This is a genomic window from Nocardiopsis sp. LDBS1602 (assembly GCF_035818715.1).
Lineage (GTDB): Bacteria > Actinomycetota > Actinomycetes > Streptosporangiales > Streptosporangiaceae > Nocardiopsis > Nocardiopsis alba.
On record NZ_JAYLVW010000001.1, the window covers coordinates 956,637 to 977,847 of the forward strand.

Consider the following 21,211-nt stretch of genomic DNA (forward strand, 5'->3'; position numbering starts at 1 on the left):
GTGGGTCGGACGCCCCTGGGGCGGGGTCATCCCTGCTCCCAGAGCCGCTGGAGGTCGTCCATCTCCCCGGCGTCCAAGAGCCCGACGAACTCGTCGCCGGGTTCGGGGCCCGGTTCGGGCTCGGCCGGTTCGGAGACGGTGCCGGCGGCGTGCGCGGCGAGCCGTTCGGCGGTGCGATGGGTGAACACGTCGCGGACGGTGAACTCCAGACCGCCGGCCCTGGCCCGGCCGACGAGCCGGATGGAGGTGACGCTGTCGCCGCCCAGGGCGAAGAAGTCGGCGTCGGCTCCGACGCTCTCGGGTTCCCTTCCCAGCAGGTCGGCGATGGCCGCGCACAGGAGACGTTCGGCGTCGGTGGCCGCGCCTCTGCCCCCGACCGGGAGGGGTTCGGGTTCGGGGAGGGCCCCGCGGTCGACCTTGCCGTTGACGCTCAACGGCATCCGGTCCAGGACGGTGAGGGTGGCGGGCACGGCGGCCGGCGGGAGCGCCGAGGCGAGTCGGCCCCTCAGGTCGTCGGTGTCCGGGCGCGTTCCCGGGACCGGGACCAGGTAGCCGGCGAGCGTCGCCGCGCCGGCGGCGTCGGTACGGACGGTGACGGCGGCCTCGGCCACCCCGGTCAGGGCCCGCAGTACCGCCTCGGTCTCGGCCGGTTCGATCCGTACCCCGTTGATCTTGACCTGGTCGTCCGAGCGGCCGAGGTGGACGAGGGAGCCGTCGTCCAGCCGTCGCACCAGGTCGCCGGTGCGATAGAGCCGGGAGCCGGGCGGGCCGTAGGGGTCGGCGACGAAGCGGGAGGCGGTCAGGTCGGGACGTCCGACGTAGCCGCGCGCCACCTGGACGCCGCCGAGGTAGAGCTCCCCCGGCGCTTCGGGGGGCACCGGGCGCAGGGAGTCGTCCAGGACGTGCGCGGTGGTGTTCCAGACCGGCCGGCCGATGGGCACCGTCCCCGACGGGTCGCCGAGGTCGAGGTCCGGCGCGCCCGGACCGGTGGCGCCGTGGGCGGTGACGTCGATGGCGGCCTCGGTGGGGCCGTAGAGGTTCTCCAGGCGAACGGAGGGCAGGGCCGCGCCGAGGTCCCGCGCCAGATCCAGGGTGAGGGCCTCCCCACTGGCGATGAGCAGCCGTAGATCGGGCAGACCGGTCGGCGCGGTGGCGAGTTCGTCGACGAACAGGCGCAGCACGGCCGGTACGAAGTGGCAGACCGTCACCCGTTCGCGGGCGAACAGGTCGATCAGTCGGGCGGGGTCGCGGTGGTCGTCGGGGCGGGCGACGACGATCGACGACCCGGTGCTCAGCGGCCACAGGAACTCCCAGACCGACACGTCGAAGCCGACCGGGGTCTTGTGGGCGATCCGGTCCTCGGGGGTGAGCCGGTAGGCGCCCTGGGTCCACTCGATCCGGTTGGCGATGGCCCGGTGCGAGACCCCGACCCCCTTGGGGCGGCCGGTGGAACCGGAGGTGAACAGGACGTAGGCCAGGTGTTCGGGGTGGGGGGCGGCCCAGGGCAGAGGGTCGAGCGCGGCCGCGCGGGCCCGGGTGTCGGGGTCGTCCAGTTCGATCCGGACCACGGTGTCGGGCAGGTCGGCGAGCGCCCCACGCCGTTCGGAGGTGGTCAGGACCAGGGTCGCCCCGGCGCGCTCGGCCATGTCGGCCAGGCGGGCGGGCGGATGGTCCAGGTCCAGCGGCAGATAGGTGCCGCCGCAGCGCAGCGCCGCCACGATGGCGACGATCAGGTCGGCGCCTCGGGGCAGCGCGACGGCGACCACCGTCTCGGCGCCGGCGCCGTGTTCGGTGAGCAGTCGGGCCAGTCGTGCCGCCTCGGTGTGCAGTTCTCGGTAGGTGAGCGAGCGTTCGGCGGAGACGACCGCCGTCCGGTCGGGGTGGGCGCGTTCGGCCTCGGTGAGCGGGGCGAGGGCGTCGGTGTGCTCGGTGGTGTGCCGGGAGGTGTCGGGGCCGGGGAGCGCGGCCCGGGCGCTCGGGGCGATCAGGTCGAGGGCGCGTACGGGGCGGTCCGGGTCGGCGAGGACCTGATCGAGCAGGTGGAGGACGAGGTCGAGGAGTCCGCGGGCGATCGTGGTCGGCACCGCCTCGTCCCGGTGGTCCAGGTACAGGAGGGCGTCGTCTCCCCCCTCCTCTCCCGGCGTCACCGTGAGCGTGACCGGATAGTGGGTGGCGTCGCGGACCCGGATCCGTCCGGCGCGCACACCCGCGTGGTCGCGTCCGGTGACGGCCTCGTCCAATGGGTAGTTCTCGACGACCAGGAGGGTGTCGAAGAGGGTGCCGTGTCCGGTGGCGCGTTGGATCTCGGCCAGGCCGGTCCACTGGTGGTCGAGCAGGTCGGCCCGGTCGAGGTGGACCCGGGTGAGCAGGTCGGAGAGCGACTCGGCCGGGTCGAGGGCGATCCGGACCGGGAGGGTGTTGGTGAACAGGCCGACGGTGTCCTGGGCTCCGGGGAGTTCGGAGCCGCGGCCGGAGACCGGTTGGCCGAAGACGACGTCGTGACGGCCGGTGTGGGTGGACAGGGCCAGCGCCCACACCGTCTGGAGGACGGTGTTGACGGTGACGCCCTTCTCGGCGGCCAGGGAGCGCAGCCCCCGATCGAGGTCCGCCCCCAACGGTGCCCGGATCCGGGTCGGGCGCGGGGGGACGGCGGCAGATCCCGGTTCCTCGGCCGGGCGGCCGTGGGCGGGGGCGATCAGCGTGGGTTCGGTCAGCCCCTCCAGGGCGGTGGACCAGGCCCGACGTCCGGCCTCGTGGTCGCGTGAGCCGATCCAGGCCAGATGGTCCCGGTAACGGGGTGCTGATGGAAGAGCGTTACCGTCGCCGTCGGCCGCGTACAGTCCGAGCAGGTCGCGGGCCAGGATCGGCAACGACCAGCCGTCGAGCAGGACGTGGTGGGCGGTGATCACCAGCACGAGGCGTCCCGGGCCGGTGGTGAGGGCGTGGAAGCGCACCAGTGGCGGGGCGGCCAGGTCGAAACCGCGCCCGAACTCCTCCTCCGCCACCCCGTCCTCGGCCCGTGCGGGGGCCTCCTCCGTGCTCAGGTCGGTGTGCGTCCAGTCGAGTTCGGTGACGGCCGGGACGAACTGGACCGGCCGGTCGAGTTCCTCGTACAGGAACCCGGCCCGCAGGTTGGGGTGACGGGTCAGGAGCGCGGACGCCGCCGTGCGCAGCCGTTCCGGGTCGACCCGGCCCAGGAGTTCCATCCTGAGCTGGATCCCGTAGGCGTCCCCCGCTCCCCCGCTCAGGGCGTGGTGGAACAGCAGCCCCTCTTGGAGGGGGCCGAGCGGCAGGACGTCGGCGATCGCCCCCGGGGAGGGCGTGGTGGTGTCGGGGTCGGTGGGGCGGGTCATCGCCGCTTCCTCCACATCGATTCGATCTGGTCGAGCTGTCCGGGGGCGAGGGAGATCAGCGGTTCCTCGGCCGTCTCGGAGAGGGGCGTGGGCGCGGCGGGTGCCACGGGGTCGGCGACGGCGGCCAGATCGGCGACCACCGGGTTGCGGAAGACCTGCCGTCCGGTGACCACCCAGCCGGCCCGGCGGGCGCCGCCGACCAGGCGCAGGGTGAGAACGCTGTCACCGCCCAGGGCGAAGAAGTCCTCGTCGGCGCCGACCTTGTCCAGGCCCAGGACCTCGGCGTAGACCTCGCAGAGCGCGCGTTCGGCTTCGGTGGCGGGGTCGCGTCCGGTGTCGCGGACCGTGGCGGTCTCGACGGTGGCCGGGTCGGGCAGGGCGTTGCGGTCGATCTTGCCGTTGGCGGTGAGCGGCAGGGCGTCCATGATCACGAAGGCGCTCGGCACCATGTAGCCGGGCAGACGGGTCGAGAGCTCGGCCCGGAGCGAGGAGACGTCCGCCTCTCCGCCGGCGGTCAGGTGGGCGACCAGGCGTGAGTGACCGTCGGCGTCCTCGCGGGCGGTGACCACGGCCTGGCCGACCCCGTCGACGGCGACGAGCGCGGTCTCGATCTCGCCGAGCTCGATCCGGAAACCGCGTACCTTCACCTGGAAGTCGGCCCGGCCCAGGAAGTCCAGGGTTCCGTCATGGTTCCATCGGGCCAGGTCTCCGGTGCGGTACATCCGCGCTCCGGGTTCGGCGGCGAACGGATCGGCCACGAACCGCTCCGCCGTCAGGTCGAAGCGGCCGAGGTAGCCCAGGCCCACACCGGCGCCGGCGATGTACAGGTCGCCGGGGACCCCGGGCGGGACCGGGCCGAGGTCGGCGTCGAGCACGTACACCCGGGTGTTGGCCATCGGACGGCCGATGGTGACCGGACGGTCCGCGTGGACCGGGGCGGCGGTGGACCAGATGGTGGTCTCGGTGGGCCCGTAGACGTTGACGACCTCCCGGGCCGCCTCGGTCAGGGCGTCGGCGAGCGCCGGCGGCAGGGCCTCGCCACCGACCAGGACCCGCAGGCCGGTCAGGGCTTCGGGGTCGGTCTCCGTCAGCATCCGCCACAGGGTGGGGGTGGCCTGCATGACGTCGATCCGGCCGTTCCGGAGGAGTTCGGCCAGGGCCGCCCCGTCGCGGACGGTGTCCCGGTCGGCCAGGACCACCGTGGCCCCGGACAGCAACGGCAGGTACAGCTCCAGAGCGGAGATGTCGAAACCGACCGTGGTCACCGCGAGCCAACGGTCTCCCGACGCGAGGGGCACCCGGTGGGCCATGTCGGTGAGGAAGTTGGCCAGGTTGCGGTGGTCGATCAGCACCCCCTTGGGCCGTCCGGTCGACCCCGACGTGTACAGCACGTAGGCCGGGGCCGCCGGGTGGACGGCCGTCCCGGTGTCGTCCGCGCCGTCGTGGGGTACGGCCGCCGTCTCGGCCGGGGCGGCGTCCAGGTCGAGGACGGGGGTGGTGACACCGGCGGGGGCCTCCACTCCCCCACCGGTGAGCAGAAGGACCGCTCCGGAGTCGTCCAGCATGTAGACGATCCGGTCGGCCGGGAACTCCGGATCCAACGGCAGGTACACACCGCCCACCCGCTGCACCGCGAGCAGGGCCGCGACCAGATCCACCGACCTCGGCAACGCCACCGCCACCACATGCCCGGCGCGCACCCCACGGGCGTACAACAGAGCGGCGATCCGATCGACCCGCGCGTGGAGGTCCGCGTAGGTGTGGGCGCCCTCGCCGTCCTCGACCGCCACCGCGTCGGGCTCGGCGGCGGCCCGATCGGCCACCGCGTCGCAGGGGCGCGGCGCGGTGATCGCGGTCGAGGTCCGGTTGAAGCCGTCCAGCACCCGGGCGCGCTCCTCGGCGCCGAGCACGTCGAAGGCCCCCAGGGCTCGGTGCGGATCGGCCGCGACCTGCTCCAACAGGGCGACGAGTCGGGCCGCCAACCGATCGGCCGTGGCCGTCTCGAACAGGTCGGCGGAGTGGTTGAGCGCCACCCGCGTCCCGCGCCTCGGATCCTCGATGTAGGCGAACTCCAGGTCGAAGCGGGCGGTGTCCAGCGGTGTCTCGACCAGGTGGGTGGTCGAACCGAACAGGGCGTCGGCGCCCTCGGGCCTGCGCTGGTAGGACACCATCGTCTGGAACAGCGGGTGTCGGCTGACCGAGCGTTCCGGACGCAGCGCCTCGACCACCGTGTCGAAGGGGGCGTCGGCGTGGGCGAAGCCGGCCAGGTCCACCTCACGCGTCCGGGCGAGGAGTTCGGCGAAGGTGGGCCGGCCGGACAGGTCCAGCCGCAGCACCAGGGTGTCGAGGAAGAAGCCGACCGCGTCCTGGAGCCCCTCGTCCGCGCGATCGGCGACCGGGCTGCCCAACGGGATGTCCTCCCCCGCGCCCATCCGGTGCAGCAGGGTGGCCACGGCCGCCTGGACGACCATGAAGACCGTGACGCCGTGCTCGGTGGCGAGCGCGCGCAGGGACTCGTGCAGTTCGGGGGCGACCTCCACCTGAGAGAGTCCGCCGCTGTGCGAGGGGGTCGCCGGCCGGGGCCGATCGGTGGGCAGGGCGAGTTCGTCCGGGATCCCCTCCAGGTGCCGCCGCCAGTGGTCGAGGGCGCGGGAGAGCCGGCTGTCGGGGTCGGCGGCGTCGCCCAGGCGTTCGGCCCGGGCCGCCGCGTAGTCGGTGTAACGGAAGGGGAGGGGTGCCTGATCGGGCGCGACCCCTCGTGCCCTGGCCCGGTAGGCCAGGTCCAGGTCGGACAGCAGCGGACCGAAGGACCATTCGTCGGCGGCGATGTGGTGCAGGACGAGCAGCAGGACACAGCCCTCTCCCACCCCGGGGCCGGTGAGCAGCCGGACCCGCAGAGGGGGTCGTGCGGCCAGGTCGAAGGGGAGGGCGGTGATCCGGGCCAGCTCCTCCTCGAAGGGGCGGTCGACGTGCTCGGCGGCCACGCCGACGGTGTCGGCGGGCAGGAGGCGCGGCACGGGCGTGCCGGGATCCTCCGGATCGACGTCGATCACCGTGCGCAGGACCTCGTGACGATCGGCCAGGTCGACGACGGCCGCGCGCAGCGTGTCGAGGTCCAGCGGGTCGTCGACGCGCACCGCCAGGGGCACGTTGTAGGCGCCGCCGGACTCGTGGACGCGGTCGATGAGCCAGAGCCGGTGCTGGGCGTGGGACAGGCGTCGGGGCTCGCCCTCCGGAAGTCGGACGATCGGGGTCCCGGCCCCGGAGGCCGTGTCGGTGACCCTTCGGGCCAGGGCCGCGGCGGTGGGCGCCTCGAACAGGTCGCGCACCCCCACGTCGGCGCCGAGCAGCGAGCGGACGCGGGCGACCACTCGGGCGGCCAGGAGGGAGTGCCCGCCCAGGGCGAAGAAGTCCTCGTCGGGGCCGACCCGGTCGCGGCCGAGCACCTCGGCGAGGACCCCGCAGAGGATCTCCTCGGCGGCGCCGGCCGGTGCGCGTCCGCGATCGAAGACGTGGCCGGAGGCGGCGGGGTCGGGCAGGGCCTTGCGATCGACCTTGCCGTTGGCGGTGAGCGGGAGGGAGGAGAGGACGACGATCGCGCCGGGGACCATGTAATCGGGCAGGCGTTCGGCGAGGTGGGCGCGCAGGGCCACCGTGTCGAGGCTCGGGTCGGTGGGCCCGGCCGGGCCCGTGGGGACGACGTGGGCGACCAGGTGGGAGGAGCCGGAGGCGTCCTCGTGTGCGGTGACCACCGCTCGGGCGACGTCGGGTGACGCCTCCAGGGCGTTCTCGATCTCTCCGGGCTCGATCCGGAAACCGCGTACCTTCACCTGGAAGTCGGCCCGGCCCAGGAAGTCCAACGTGCCGTCCGTACGCCACCGGGCCAGGTCGCCGGTGCGGTACATCCGCGACCCGGGCCCGCCCGAGAAGGGATCGGCCACGAACCGCTCCGCCGTCAGGTCGAAGCGTCCGAGGTAGCCCAGGCCCACACCGGAGCCGGCGATGTACAGGTCGCCGACCACGCCCACGGGGGCGGGGCGCAGCGCGGCGTCGAGCACGTACACCCGGGTGTTGGCCATGGGTCGGCCGATGGTGACGGGGCCGTCGGTGTCCAAAGGTGTGGTGGTGGACCAGATGGTGGTCTCGGTGGGCCCGTAGACGTTGTGGGCTTCGATCGAGAGTTCGGCGAGCCGGGCGGCCAGGGATTCGGGGACCGCCTCGCCGCCGACCAGGACCCGCAGCCCGGTGAGAGCGGACGGGTCGTGCTCGATCAGGGAGCGCCACAGCGACGGGGTGGCCTGCATGATCGTGGATCCCGAGCGGGTGATCAGTTCGGCGAGCGGCCGGGGGTCGCGGACGGTGTCCCGGTCGGCCAGGACCACCGTGGCCCCGGACAGCAGCGGCAGGTACAGCTCCAGAGCGGAGATGTCGAAGCCGACCGTGGTCACGGCGAGCCAACGGTCGCCGGTCTCCAAGGGGAAGCGCCGTCCCATGTCGGTGAGGAAGTTGGCCAGGTTGCGATGGTCGATCAGCACCCCCTTGGGCCGCCCGGTCGACCCCGACGTGTACAGCACGTAGGCGGGCGCGTCGGGGCGCGGAGTCTCGGCAGGGACGTAGGCGCCCTCGAACGTCCCGCCCTGGGAGGCGATCTCGTCCAGGTCCAGGACCGGGGTGGTGACACCGGCGGGGGCCTCCACTCCCCCACCGGTGAGCAACAGCACCGCCTCGGAGTCGTCCAGCATGTAGACGATCCGGTCGGCCGGGAACCCCGGATCCAACGGCAGGTAGACGGCGCCCACCCGCTGCACCGCGAGCAGGGCGGCCACCAGATCCACCGACCTCGGCAACGCCACCGCCACCACCTGTCCGGCGCGCACACCGCGGGCGTACAAGAGAGCGGCGAGGTCGGAGGTCCAGGAGTCGAGTTCGGCGTAGTCGTGCTCGCCCTCGGCGTCGATCACGGCGATCGCGTCGGGGGTCCAGCCCGCCTGGTCGGCCACCGCGTCACAGGGGCGCGGCGCGGTGATCGCGGTCGAGGTCCGGTTGAAGCCGTCCAGCACCCGGGCGCGTTCGGCCGGGGTGAGGGTGTCGACCTCGGCGACACCGAGGCCGGGCCGCTCGACGATCCGGCCGAGGACGGTGCGCAGCCGTTCCAGGAGAGCGCCGGCCCGGCGGGCGTCCACGGCGTCGGGGCGGTGGCACAGCCTGAGGTCGAGGGTGCGGCCGGGCAGGACGTTGATCGAGATCGGATAGTGGGTGGCGTCCTCGACGCGAACGTCGGTGAGGCGGACGCCCGCGTAGTCGCGGTCGGCCAGCGCGTCGCGATCGGGGAAGTTCTCGAAGACCAGGAGCGTGTCGAAGAGCGTCCGATGACCGGACAGCTCCTGGGTCCGGGTCAGTCCGGTGTGGTGGTGTTCGGCCAGGGCCGCCTGCCGGCTCTGGAGTCCGGTGAGCAGGTCGGTCAGGGACAGGTCGGCGCGCGGGCGTACCCGGACGGGGATCGTGTTGATGAACAGGCCCAGGGCGTTCTCGGCTCCGGGCAGGTCGGTCGGGCGACCGGAGACGGTGGTGCCGAAGACGACGTCGTCGCGGCCGGTCTCCGAGCCCAGGACCAGCGCCCAGGCGGCCTGGACGACGGTGTTGGCGGTGACGCCCAGCGCGCGGGTCAGGCCGGTGAGCCGTTCGGTCTCGGCCGGGGTGAGCGAGGCGTACAGGACCCGCTGTTCCTCACCGCCGTGGGCCGAGGCGTCGGGGGCGACGAGGGTGGGTCCGTCCAGGTCGGCGAGCTCCTCGGCCCAGGCGCGGTCGGCGGCCTCGTAGTCGCGTTCGGCCAGGTGGGCGAGGTGGTCGCGGAAGCCGACGCGGGGCGCCGGGGTCTCCGGGTCGGCGTAGTGGGCGAACAGCTCCCGCAGGAACAGCGGGGTCGACCAGCCGTCGAGGAGGGTGTGGTGGTCGGTGACCACCAGGTGGTGCCGGTCGGAACCCGCCTTGACCAGGGTGAAGCGCATCAGCGGCGGCCGGGACGGATCGAAGGGGGTGGCGAGCTCCTCGGAGCGCAGCCGTTCCAGCGCGCTCTCGGGGTCGGTGGCCTCGGTCAGGTCGACCTCCCGCCAGAGGGGGTCGAGTTCGGCCGGGACGAACTGGACGAGTTCGCCGTCCTGGAGGTGGAAGCCGGCGCGCAGGTTCGGGTGCCGTTCCATGAGCAGGGCGGCGGCGCGGCGCAGGCGTCCGGGCTCCAGGTCGCCGTCGATACGGGTGGTGGACTGCGCCGTGTAGGCGTCGTGTCCCTGACCGTGGAGGCTGTGGAAGACCAGACCGGCCTGGAGTTCGGTGGCGGGCCACAGGTCGGACAGCCGTGCCCGGGGATCGCCGTGGGTGTCGACCCAGGCGCGTTCGACCTGTTCGATGCGGGTCCGGTCGATCGATAGGAGCGGCACGTCGGAGGGGGTGAGCGTGTGCGGCCCGGGGTCGGCTGCGGCCTCGGCGAGGGCGGTCAGGGCGGCGGTGAGGTCGTCGGCGAGGCCGCGTACGTCCTCGAAGGTGTGGACTCCGGGCGCCCAGCGCAGGGTCAGGTGCAGGCGGGCGCCCTCGGGACCCTCCTGGGCGACGGCGCCGATCTCCAGGCCGTGGGTGAGCGGACGGTCGGGGTCCTCGCCGAGCATGACCCGGGTGGAGACGGGAGCGGACTCCCAGGGCTGTGCGGCGGGGGCACCGAAGCGGCCCAGGTAGTTGAAGAGGACGTCGGGTCGGGCCCGGTCGGCCAGGCGGGGCGCGGTCTCGGGGTTCAGGTGCCGCAGCAGGCCGTGGCCGAGGCCGTGCCCCGGGGTGGCGCGCAGGGTCTCCTTGACCCTCTTGAGGGTGCCGGCCGGATCGCCGTCGGGGGTCAGGGCCACCGGGTGGGAGGTGGTGAGCCAGCCGACGGTGCGGGACAGGTCGGTGGGCGCGGTGAGCAGGTCGCGCCGTCCATGCCCTTCCAGTTCGACCAGCAGTCGGCGGCCGACCGCGAGGGTCAGACCGGCGAGCAGGACCTCCTCGGGCCCGACCCGATAGACCGGGCCGATGCCGGTGAGCACCCGATGGGTGAGGTCGGGGTCGAGTTCCACGTCGAGGGAGCGCCGGGTGGCGACCCGGTCGACGTCGGGGTCCAGGTCGCGGGCCCCCAGTCGGCGGTGCCGGGCGGGGTCGGTCTGGTCGAGCCAGTGGTCGAGTTCGGCGAGCCGTTCGGGCCGGCGGGCCTCCTCGTGGAGCAGTCGGGTCCAACGGCGCAGCGAGGTGCCCGCCCCGGCGAGCCGGACGGGACGGCCGGCGCTGAGAGCGGCGACGGCCTCGGCCAGGTCGGGGCCGATCACCCGCCAGGACACCCCGTCGACGGCCAGGTGGTGGACCTGGACGAGCAGTCGTCCCATCCGGTCGGGTCCGGCGTCGAACCAGACGGCGGTCAACGGGTGCCCCTCGGAGAGGTCGATCCGGGTGTGGGCCTCGGCGGCCTGGGTGACGATCTCCTCGGTCACCTGGTCCTCGGACCGGTCGGCGACGTCCACCCGGGTGAGCGGACGGTGCTCGCGGGTGTCCTTGGCGGGCAGGACCTCCATCGCCTCGTCGCGGACCCTCAGGCGCAGGGCGCCGTGATGGGCGATGACGGCGCGCAAGGCCTCGGCGAGGATCTCCTCGGTCAGCCCGGCCGGGGTCCACAGCACCTGGGACTGGGTGAAGCGGGTGCCGGGGCCGCACTGGGCGAGATGTTCGATGGTCACGGCGGTGGGCTCCACCGGACCGACCGGGTCGTCGGCGATCCGAGGCGCGAGGGGCGAGGTCGTGGCGCGGGCGGCCAGGCCCGCGGCGGTCGGCGCCTCGAACACGTCGCGCACGGTCAGGCCCAGTCCGGCCGCGCGGGCGCGGTTGACGACCTGGATGGCGAGGATGCTGTCGCCGCCCAGGCGGAAGAAGTCGTCGTGGGGGCCGGTGTCGGTGCCCAGGGTCTCGCGCAGCACGCCGAGCAGGGTGTGTTCGGCGGGGGTGGCGGGTTCGGCGGGGTCGCCGGTCGGGGCGGAGGGTTCGGGCAGGGCGGTGCGGTCGACCTTGCCACTGGAGTTGAGGGGCAGCCGGTCCAGGGCCATCGCCCGGGAGGGGACCATGTGGTCGGGCAGGCGTTCGGCCAGGTGGGCGAGTAGTTCCTCTTCGAGGTCGCGGCCGGTTCGCTCCCCCTCGGTCGCCACCACGTAGGCGATCAGACGCGCGGTGCCGTTCGCGCTCTCGCGGACCACCGTGGCGCACTGCGCGACCCAGGGGTGGGCGGCGGCGACCGCGTCCACCTCGGCGGGTTCGACCCGGTATCCGCGCACCTGGACCTGGCCGTCGACCCGCCCCAGGTAGGCGACGGTGCCGTCCTCGCGGACGAGGGCGCGGTCGCCGGTGCGGTACATGCGGGTGCCGGGAGGGCCGTAGGGGTCGGCGAGGAAGCGTTCGGCGGTCAGGTCGGGACGGCCGACGTAGCCGCGGGCGAGCAGCTCGCCCGCCAGGTACAGGTCTCCGGGGACCCCGCGCGGTACGGGCCGCAGGGCCGCGTCCAGCAGGTGGGCGCGTACCCCGGCGACCGGTCGGCCGATCGCGGTGTCGGGGGTGTCGGCGACGTCGCAGACCAGGGCGTCGACGGTGTTCTCGGTGGGGCCGTAGAAGTTGAGGGCCCGCGTACCGGGCAGGGCGCGCAGCCGGTCCCACAGTCCCTGCGGGCAGGCCTCGCCGCCGAAGGTGAGCAGGGCGGGGGCCCGGTGGAGTTCGCCGGAGTCCAGCAGCCCCCGCAGGTAGCTCGGGGTCAGGTCCAGGTGCTCGATCCGGTGTTCGTCGACGTAGGCGCCGAGCCGGGCGTGGTCCAGAAGGACCTCGGTGTCGATCAGGTGGAGTTCGTGGCCGTGGACCAGGCCGAGGAGGCTGTCCCAGGAGGCGTCGAAGGTGAAGGAGCCGGTGTGGCCGACCCTCGCGCCCTCGGGCAGATGACGGTACAGGTGGTCCCGCTGGGTATCGGCCAGGGCTGACAGGGAGCGGTGTTCGACCACCACGCCCTTGGGCAGCCCGGTGGAGCCCGAGGTGTGGATGACGTAGGCGGCCGATCGGGGGTCGGGCGCCGGAAGCCGGCCGGTGCGCTGTTCGGCGAGCGCCTCGCGGACCTCGTCGGTGTCGAGTTCGAGGAGCCGCGCCTCGGCGTCCTCGGGGAGCCGGTGCGAGGTGGTGGAGTCCGCCAGGACCAGGGCGGGCCGGGCACTGTCCAGTACCCGGGCGATCCGGTCGACGGGGTGGTCGGGGTCCACGGGTGCGTAGGCGGCTCCGGCGCGCAGAACCGCGAAGAGGGCGATCACCAGGTCGACGGAGCGGGGCAGCGCCAGGGCGACGGTGTCGCCGGGGCCGATCCCGGAGTCGCGCAGCAGGTGGGCCAGGCGGTCGATCCGGTCGACGAGGTCGGCCCGGGTGAGTCGGAGATCCCCATGGACCAGGGCGGTGGCGTCGGGGGCGAGGTCGGCGGAGCGGAACAGGGTCTCGGTGACCGGGGCCCGCTCGCCCGGGGCCGGCGGCGTGGCCGGAAGGAGGTCGGTCGGGGCGACGGTGTCCAGCGCGGCCAGGAGGGTGGCGCCGTTCGCGCCGGCGAACCCCGCGAGGAAGTCGGCGAACCCGGCCAGGAGGGCGCGGGCCCCGGCCTCGTCGTAGCGGGCGTCGTTGGCGTTGGCCTCCAGGACCAGACCGCCCGCGGCCGGACGGTAGACGGACACGGCGATGTCGTCGACCGGCCCCTCGGACAGGTTGGTGGTGGCGGCGGCCGCCCCGTCGAAGGTGAGCGTGTAGTCGAAGAGCTTGACGTTGATCTCGGGTCCGTACAGGCCGAAGCGGTCGCCGACGGCGGCCAGGTCGCGGCGGAGCCGTTCGGACCGGTAGCGCCCGTGGGCGCGCAGGTCGCGCTGGGCGGCGGCGGTGCGCTCGACGACCTCGGCGACGGTGAGCGTCGAGTCCACGCGCAGGCGCAGCGGCAGCACGTTGACGACCATGGCGGGGGTGCGCAGCCCCACCGTTCCCACCCGACCCATCGTCGGGGAGCCGAGCAGTAGGTCGTCGGCCCCGGTGAGACGATGGGTGTAGGCGGCGAAGGCCCCCACGAGGGCGTCGGCCCAGGTCGCGCCGTGGGCGGCGGACAGCGAGTCCAGCGCCTCGGCGACGTCGGCTCCCACGGAGAGGCGCGCCCTCAGGAACGAGGCGTGCGGCGCGGGCGGAGCCGAGGACCACAGGGCCGGTTCGGGCCGGTCGGCCATCAGATCGACCCAGTGGGCCCGGTCCCGCTCGTGACGCTCGGAGGCCTCGTACCGCTCCTCGTCGGCCACGAGGTCGGCGAGCCTTCCGAAACGGGAGGCCGGGACCTCCTCCCCCCGCCCCAGCCGGGTGTAGAGGTCGGCGACGCGTCGGGCCATCATCGTGATGGCGTAGGCGTCCACCGCCAGGTGGTGGTAGCGCTGGACCCAGAACCAGCGCGCGTCCCCCACTCGCAGCAGCGCGAACCGGTGGAGCGGCCCGACCTCGGGGTCGACCGGCCGTTCCCGGTCGGCGCGCATCCACTCCAGGGCCCGCTCGCGCGCCGCCTCCTCCCCGTCGTCCTCGCGCAGGTCGAGGACGTCCGGGTCACGAGGGGGCCCGGACCCGATCACCTGCGCGGGCCGGTCCCCATCGACCACCACCCGCGCGCGCAGGGCGTCGCTCTCCTCGACCAGCGTCCGCAGCGCCTCGACGAAGCGGTCCACGTCCAGGTCGGTGGGGATGTCGGTGTACTGGCCGACGTTGAACACCGGGCTGTCCGGTGCCGTCCGCTGTGCGTACCAGACACCGGCTTGGGCGCCGGTCAGGCCCACGGGGGCATCGTGAAGGTCGGCCATGGGTCGGGCTCCTCGGAAGGGTACGGGGGTCGGGGCCGGTGGGGCGGGGTGAGAGGGGGCGGCCGGGTCAGCCGTTGAGCAGGTCGACCCAGGCGTGGACGGTGGGGTTCTCCGACAGGTCCGCGAAGTCGACCTCGGCCCCGTCCACGCGCCACCGCTCCATCAGGCTCATCACGCGGACCGAGTCCATGCCCCGGTCGAACAGGTTCTCGGCCGGGTCGACGCTCTCGACGGGCTCGGCGAGGGCACGGGCGGCGTCGGCGCGGACCCGTTCGACGGTGAATACGGGATCGGTGTCGTGGGACATGGGTCGTGCCCTCTCTTCGGTGGGGGCTCCGGCGCGCGCGGCGACGGAGTCGATGATCTCCGCGACCCGGGTCGCGATGTTGGACAGCAGCGACGCCGACACCCCGTGGGTGTGCTCGGTGCCGCCCTGGAGGTAGAGGCCGCAGGTGAGGGTGTCGTCGGTGGCCACGCGGTAGTCGCGTTCCACCACGGGCAGCCCCTCGGAGTCGGTGAGCACGGAGTCGACCAGGTCGCCCAGCAGCGGTCGCGGGTCGGCCGGGTGGTAGCCGGTGGCGAAGACGACGTAGTGGGCCGGGACCGGGGTCTGCTTACCGGTGACCAGGTCCTCGACGACCACCGCGACGCCCCGCGGGCTCTCGGTCAGCCCGGCGACGCGCGAGGTGTTGTGCAGGTGCAGGCGCTCTTCTCCGTGCACCTTCTCCTCGTAGTGACGGCGGTAGAGCTCGCCGATCAGGTCCGGGTCGACCACCGAGTAGTTGGTGTTGCCGTGATAGCCGGTGAGGCGACGTTTGACGTCGGCGGGGGCCGCGTGGAAGGCGTCCACGGCCTCGGGGTCGAAGATCCGGTTGGCGAAGGGGCTGTCGTCGGAGGGGCTGTAGCCGTAGCGGGACAGGACCGCGTGGATCCGCGCCTCGGGGAACCGCCGGTGGAGGTGGTCGGTGACCTCGGCGGCGCTCTGACCGGCCCCCACGACCACGAAGGACCGCGGGTCGGCCTGCGGACCCAGCGCCTCCAACCGGGTGAGCAGGTACTCGTTGTGCCACACGCGGGCGGACTCCTCCACCCCCTCGGGCATACGCGGACGCAGACCGGGACCGAAGACGACGTTGCGGGCGCGAAGCACGGTGGTGGCGCCGTCCTGATCGCGGGCGACCACGTCCAGGTGGGTGACGCGCTCACCCGAGTACACGGGGCGGACCTCGGTGACCTCGTGGCCGTAACGGACCTGGTCGGCGACACGGTCGGCGCACCAGGACAGGTAGTCGTGGAACTCCCGCCGCAGGGGGAAGAGCGTCTTGTGGTTGATGAAGTCGTGCAGCCGGCCCGCCTGGTGCAGGAACGACAGGAAGCCGAAGTCGCTGGCGGGGTTGCGGGTGGTGACCAGGTCCTTGAGGAAGGACACCTGCATGGTGGCGCCGTCGATGAGCATGCCGCGATGCCAGCCGAAGGACTCCTGGCGTTCCAGGAACACCCCGCTCAGGGCGGGCTCGACGCCCTGATCACGGCGTTCGGCCAAGGCGATGGCCAGGCCCAGGTTGGAGGGGCCGAAACCCACCCCGACCAGGTCGTGGACGGTGGTCGGGTCTGCGTCGGGTGCCACGGTGGTCCCTTCGTGGAGGTCGGTCACGGGCGGGCTCCGGTCGAGTCCGCGCCCTGGTCCAGGAAGTCCAGGGCGTCCCGGGTGGACAGCACGGTCGCGCAGCGTCCGGCGGCGTAGCTCAGGGCGGAGCGGTGGTGGTCGGCGCTGAAGTCGGCCAGGGCGTCGGCGATCAGGAACGGGCGGATGTCGCGCATGAACGCGTCGGCGGCGGTGAGCTGGCAGCCGATGTGGGCGTAGACGCCGGTCACCACGATCTGGTCGCGTCCCTGGGCGGCCATGCGTTCGGCCAGGTCGGTCTGGGCGAAGGCGCTGTAACGCCATTTGGTGAGCAGGAGGTCCTCACCGTCGGGGGCCAGTTCGGGGACGATGTCGGTGTGCTCGGCGACGGCCTTCATGCCCGCGCCCCAGAAGTCGCGTTCCAGACCCCGCTGTTCGGAGGTCATGTCGCCGGGCTTGGCCGTGTAGACGACCGGGACCCCGGCGGCCCGGCAGGCCGAACGCAGGGCCGCGATATTGGCCACGGCCCCGGCGATGGGCTGGCTGCCCTCGGCGTAGGGGCGGACGAAGTAGCGCTGCATGTCGTGGACGAGCAGGAGCGCGCGTTCCGGTTCCAGGGGCCAGTGCGCCCGGTTCTCGGGCAGCTCCTCGGAGGTGGGCAGTGGGTAGGGGGCGATCGTGGGCAGGGACATCGATCAGTGGTCCGTTCCGGAGGTGGTGCGTGCCGCGCGCAGGTCGCGCTTGGAGGTCTTGCCGACGGCCGTGGCCGGGAATGCGTCCACGAAGCTGACGCGGTCGGGGATCTTGTAGGCGGCCAGGCCCCGCTCGCGCAGGAAGGCGAGCAGTTCGCTCCGTGTGGGCGCCTCGCCCCGGGCGATGACGTAGGCGTGGGTGCGTTCGCCCAGGTAGGGGTCGGGGAGGGCGACGAGGGAGGCGTCGTGGACCGCCGGGTGGGCCAGGAGGTGGTTCTCGATCTCCTCGGCGCCGATCTTCTCCCCGCCCCGGTTGATCTGGTCCTTGGCGCGTCCGGCGACGACGAGGGCGCCGGAAGGGTGGCGGCGCACGATGTCGCCGGTGCGGTAGAAGCCGTCGTCGGTGAAGGCGACGGCGTTGTGCTCGGGCGCCCGGTAGTAGCCCCGGATCGTGTAGGGCCCCCGGGTCAGCAGGTGGCCGGGTTCGCCGTCGGGGACCGGGTGGTCCCGGTCGTCGACGATGAGGATCTCGTCGTGGTCGCTGATCGGGCGGCCCTGGGTACCGGTGACGACCTCGTCGGGGTCGCCGTCCCTGGTGTAGTTGACCAGCCCCTCGGCCATCCCGAAGACCTGTTGGAGGGCGCAGCCCAGCACCGGGGCGACCCGGCGGGCCGCCTCCGGTGGGAAGGTGGCGCCGCCGACCTGGAGGACGCGCAGGTCGGACAGGTCGCGTTCGCCCTGGGAGCCGTGTTCGACCGCGTCCATCCACAGCATGGCCACGGGCGGGACGACCGCCGTGTGCGTGACGTGCTCGCGTTCGATCAGGGGCAGACAGGTCGCCGGGGAGGGGTCGGGCGCGGTGACCACGGTGCCGCCCGCGTGCAGCACGCCGAGGAACCCGGGTGAGCTCATCGGGAAGTTGTGGACGGCCGGCAACGCGGTCAGGTAGACGGTGTCGGTGTCCAGGCCGCAGATATCGGCGCTGGCCCGTACCGAGTACAGGTAGTCGTCGTGGGTCCGGGGGATGAGCTTGGGCAGCCCGGTGGTACCGCCGGAGAGCTGGAAGAAGGCGACCGATCCGGGGTCGGGTTCGGCGAGGATCGCGGTGTCGGGTTCGGCTCGCAGCGCCTCCAGGGCGGTGAACCCCTCCTCGTCACCGGCCTCGCCCGCCACGACGACGTGTTCCAGCGAGGGGACCTCCGCGCGGACCCGCGCCGCCATGGGCCGGCAGTCGAAGGCGCCCTGGAGGTCGGTGGTGATCAGGGCGACGGCCTCGGCGGTGCCCGCCAGGTGCAGCAGTTCGCTGCGGCGATGGGCGGGCAGCGCGTAGACGGGCAGCGCGCCCAGCCTGAACAGCGCGAACACCACCTCGAACAGGGACGCGACGTTGGGCAGGTGCACCACGACCCGCTCCCCCGCGCGCACGCCCAGGCGGAACAGACCGGCGGCCAGGGCGTCGGCGCGCCGGTCCAGTTCGGCGTAGGTCCAGCGCAGGTCGCCGTCCACGACGGCGGTCCGCTCGCCGAAACGGGCGGCGCGGTCCCTCAGGAAGGCGGGGAAGGTCTCGCCGGTCCAGAGACCGGCGGCCCGATAGGCGTCGGCGTACTCGCGGGGCCAGGGGGTCCAGTCGGCGGGGTCGACGGCGCGGGGACCGGGGCGGTCGTTCATGGTTCAGGCGGCTCCGTCCACACCGAGGGCCAGCAGGAGGGTGCGCAGCTTGGCCGAGGTCTCGGCCAGCTCCGCGTCGGGATCGGACTCGGGCATGACGCCGCCGCCCGCGTACAGGTCGAGGGTGTCGCCCTCCACGTCGGCGCAGCGGATGGTGACCACCCACTCGCCGTCGCCGGAGGCATCGGTGTGGCCGACCGCGCCGGTGTAGAAACCGCGGTCGAAGGGCTCCAGGTCGACGATGGTGTCGAACGCCCGGCCCCGAGGGGTGCCACAGACCGCGGGGGTGGGGTGCAGGGCCATCGCCGGCACGTGGGCGGGCAGGTCGGGGTCGATGGCCTCGCCGGTCACCCGGGTGGACAGATGCCACATGGTGGCGGTCTTGACCAACTCCGGCTCGGCCGGGACGGTGAGCTTACGGCAGTAGGGGCGCAGGCCCTCGGCGACCGCCTCCACCACCACGGCGTGCTCGTGCCGGTCCTTGGTCGAGGTGAGCAGGTCGACCGCGCGCTTTTGGTCCTTGGTGGGGTCGGCGCTGCGCGGGGCGGACCCGGCCAGCGGGTTGGACAGGACCCGGCGTCCGCGCTTGGAGACCAGGAGCTCGGGGCTGGCCCCGATCAGGGTCCGGGGGCCGGGGCCGCGTGCGGGCAGGTCGGTGGCGAACACGAAGGCGGAAGGGTCGCGCCACAACAGGTTGGCCAGAACGGTGGCGACGTCGACCTCCCGATCGCCGTGGACGCGCAGGGTGCGGGCCAGGACCACCTTGAGCAGGCCGGCGTCCTCGGCCATGAGCTTGACGGCGCGTTCGACCGCGGCCACGTGCGCCTCCGGTGCCGGGACCGGGGTGATCCGCCACTCCCCGGCCAGAGGGCTCCAGCGCCGCTCGGCCGGGGCGGTGTTCGCGGCCGGCGGCGCCCAGCGCACGGTCTCGGGGACCACCAGATGGGCGGGGCGGGCGACGTCGAAGGGGATCGCACCTATGGCGACGGCGCCCTCGCCCGCCTCGGCCAGGACCGAGGTCAGGTCCTCGGCCCGGTCCAGGGTGGTCAAGGTCCCGGTCCCGTGCAGGGCGTGGGAGCCGGTGGAGAAGAACGCGTCCCCCGGCCGGTAGGCCGTCAGGAGCTCGCCCGCCGAGGCCGCGGGGGCGGCGGTGCGCTGTTCGGGCATGGATGTGGCCTTTCTCGTGATCAGGCGCGCGGAACGGCCGGGGTGGGGCCGTGCGAGGGAGGGGCGGGGTTCAGCGGAGCGTGGCGCCGCCGTCCACGTAGAGCTCGTGTATGGTGATGTGGCGCGCGGCGTCGGAGAGCAGGAAGCGCACCGCCTCGGCCACGTCCTCGGGGTCGCCGATCCGGCCCAGGGGGATGCCGACCTTGAACCGTCCGGGGTCGCCGTGGACCAGGGCGGCGGGGTCGGGGGTCATGGCCCGGAGCATGGGGGTATCGGTCGATCCGGGCGAGACGACGTTGCAGCGCACGCCCAGCGGTGCCAGTTCCAGGCCGAGGGATTTGGTCAGGGCCACGGCGGCGGCCTTGGAGGCGGCGTAGGCGGCCATGCCGGAGCGGGGGATCCCGGCCGCGTTGGAGGCGACGGTGACCAGGGCGCCGTGTCCGCGCGGCCCCATGCGTCGGGCGACGGCCCGGCCGACGGCGAAGACCCCGGTGGCGTTGACCGCCATGACGCGGTGCCAGTCGCGTTCGTCGCAGTCGGCGACGGGGCCGGTGACCAGGGTTCCGGCGGCGTTGACGGCGAGGGTCACCGGGCCGAGGTCGGCCTCGATCTCATCGAAGAGTCCCTCGACGCGGGTCGTGTCGGTGACGTCGGCGATGAACGCGTCCGCCCGGTGTCCCCGTTCCCGCAGGAGGCGCAGGGTCCGGTCGAGCCCGTCGGCGTCGACGTCGACGGCCGCGACCCGGGCCCCGTGCCCGGCGAGGTCGAGGGCCACGGCCCGGCCCACACCACCGGCCGCTCCGGTGACCATGGCGACGGCACCGTCGATCCCGTTCACGTTCGTTGTCCCCTTCCGGACCCGCTGACCTGCAAGAAGTTAGGTAAAGCTAGCCTCAATTAGGTAATCCTTACCTAAGAAGTTCGCGGCAAGTCTCGGCCGGAAGCCGACACCGTGTCAACCGGAGAGCGAGTGAGACCTGGGTCACTCGATTTCACCCGCACCCCCGGGGAGCGACCCGGCCGAAAGCCGCGAAACGACCGCGTTCGCGCAGGTCGAAGCGGGCACACGAGGAGCCCCGGAGGCCCCACCGGAACAGGCCTCCGCCACCGAGGCGCACTTTCCAAACCCACCAAAGGTGAGGCGGTTGTCACGTCCGGTCACCTTCACGCCCGGAACGTCGATCGCGCCCACCCCGAAAAGGGACGACCGAAAGGGTGACCTAACCTGTTGGAGCCCCGAGAGGATCTTTCGAGGGCACCCCTTGCAGCGACGACCCGAGGAACCGCGTTGAGCCTGAACTCCCTGACCGCCCCGGCCTTCCGTGTGGTGGCCGTCTTCGAGGCCTTCACCTGGGCCGGACTCCTGGTCGGCATGTACTTCAAGTACCTCGGCAACGGCAGCGAACTGGGCGTGCAGATCTTCGGCCCGCTGCACGGCGGCGCGTTCATGGTCTACGTCGCGGTCACCCTGTTCGCCGCCGTCCGCCTGCGCTGGGGCGTGTGGCCGACCCTGGTCGCCCTGGCCGCGTCGATCCCGCCCCTGGGCACCCTTCCGGCCGACTGGTGGCTGCACCGGACCGGCCGTCTCTCCCCCGGAGCGAACACGAAGAACGACCGGGACCGCAGCCCCGAACCGGTGTCCTGAGTACCTTCGGAAACTCTCTTTCGAACGGGTCGCACTCCTTTGTGCGACCCGTTTCCTTATGCCCGAGAACCCATCCGCCACATGAATCCCAAGGGCAACGAAAAGGGCGGAGAGTACCTGATTCGAGGGCGCCCTGAAAGGGGGGTAAATCG

8 protein-coding genes are annotated in these 21,211 nt (G+C 73.2%); 1 reads left to right on the forward strand and 7 read right to left on the reverse strand.

Annotated features, from left to right (window positions below):
- Positions 1 to 26: 26 nt before the first annotated feature.
- The 7 genes from U9J66_RS04460 to U9J66_RS04495 form a co-directional block, all read right to left on the reverse strand.
- Positions 27 to 3,353, reverse strand: coding sequence for a non-ribosomal peptide synthetase (locus U9J66_RS04460; protein ID WP_326337115.1), 3,327 nt, complete (start codon positions 3,351 to 3,353; stop codon positions 27 to 29).
- A complete protein-coding gene (locus U9J66_RS04465) occupies positions 3,350 to 14,263 on the reverse strand; it encodes a non-ribosomal peptide synthetase (RefSeq protein WP_326337116.1) in 10,914 nt (3,637 codons plus the stop codon). The genes U9J66_RS04460 and U9J66_RS04465 overlap by 4 nt, the downstream gene beginning before the upstream one ends.
- A gap of 67 nt (positions 14,264 to 14,330) precedes the next feature.
- Positions 14,331 to 15,890 carry a SidA/IucD/PvdA family monooxygenase gene (locus tag U9J66_RS04475; protein WP_442789844.1) on the reverse strand — a complete coding sequence of 520 codons (1,560 nt, stop codon included), beginning with the start codon at positions 15,888 to 15,890 and terminating at the stop codon, positions 14,331 to 14,333.
- A gap of 23 nt (positions 15,891 to 15,913) precedes the next feature.
- Positions 15,914 to 16,579: an isochorismatase family protein gene (locus tag U9J66_RS04480; RefSeq protein ID WP_017536014.1), complete on the reverse strand. Its 666-nt coding sequence runs from the start codon at positions 16,577 to 16,579 to the stop codon at positions 15,914 to 15,916.
- A gap of 3 nt (positions 16,580 to 16,582) precedes the next feature.
- Positions 16,583 to 18,247, reverse strand: a complete 1,665-nt coding sequence (locus U9J66_RS04485; RefSeq protein WP_326337117.1) for a (2,3-dihydroxybenzoyl)adenylate synthase — start codon at positions 18,245 to 18,247, stop codon at positions 16,583 to 16,585.
- Positions 18,248 to 18,250: 3 nt separating this feature from the next.
- Positions 18,251 to 19,414 carry an isochorismate synthase gene (locus U9J66_RS04490; protein WP_326337118.1) on the reverse strand — a complete coding sequence of 388 codons (1,164 nt, stop codon included), beginning with the start codon at positions 19,412 to 19,414 and terminating at the stop codon, positions 18,251 to 18,253.
- A 70-nt stretch (positions 19,415 to 19,484) separates the two neighbouring features.
- The gene (locus U9J66_RS04495) at positions 19,485 to 20,252 is read right to left on the reverse strand and encodes an SDR family oxidoreductase (RefSeq protein WP_326337119.1); all 768 of its coding nucleotides are present in this window, start codon (positions 20,250 to 20,252) and stop codon (positions 19,485 to 19,487) included.
- 450 nt (positions 20,253 to 20,702) lie between these two features.
- Here U9J66_RS04495 and U9J66_RS04500 point away from each other — a divergent pair, with 450 nt between their 5' ends.
- Entirely contained in the window at positions 20,703 to 21,059 is a 357-nt protein-coding gene (locus U9J66_RS04500) for a DUF3817 domain-containing protein (protein ID WP_161111779.1), read from the forward strand.
- Positions 21,060 to 21,211 lie beyond the last annotated feature (152 nt).